The following is a 323-nucleotide window of genomic DNA, read 5'->3' as shown; positions in this document are numbered from 1 at the left end:
TGAATAGGCCCCGGTTTTCTAGAGACCATCCTGCCTCAGAAAATAACGACGTTCGAACTCTATCGGTGACAGCTTCTCAGCGAAACCATGTCGTCGCTTGGGGTTGTAAAACATCTCGATGTAATCGAATACATCGCTCCGCGCTTCGTCGCGGCTCCCGTAGATTTTGCGCTTGATCCGCTCGCGCTTGAGCAGCTGGAAGAAGCTCTCGGCGACCGCGTTGTCATGACAGTTGCCTCGCCGACTCATACTGCTCGTCAGATTGTTGGCTCGGAGAAAGCTTTGCCAGTCCGCACTACTGAACTGACTGCCCTGGTCGGAGT

General features: G+C 54.2%; 1 protein-coding gene. It reads right to left on the bottom strand.

Translation table 11 applies throughout. The features are described 5' to 3' along the window. Positions 1-18: 18 nt before the first annotated feature. Positions 19-323: IS3 family transposase (locus tag IOD17_RS19275; RefSeq protein ID WP_233686625.1), on the bottom strand; the 305-nt coding region annotated here is incomplete at its 5' end.

Origin of the sequence: Pseudomonas anguilliseptica (assembly GCF_021375795.1) — a bacterium.
Classification (GTDB): Bacteria; Pseudomonadota; Gammaproteobacteria; order Pseudomonadales; family Pseudomonadaceae; genus Aquipseudomonas; species Aquipseudomonas anguilliseptica_A.
The sequence above is the reverse complement of the archived record's forward strand: the minus strand, read 5'-3'. Positions and strand labels throughout refer to the sequence as shown.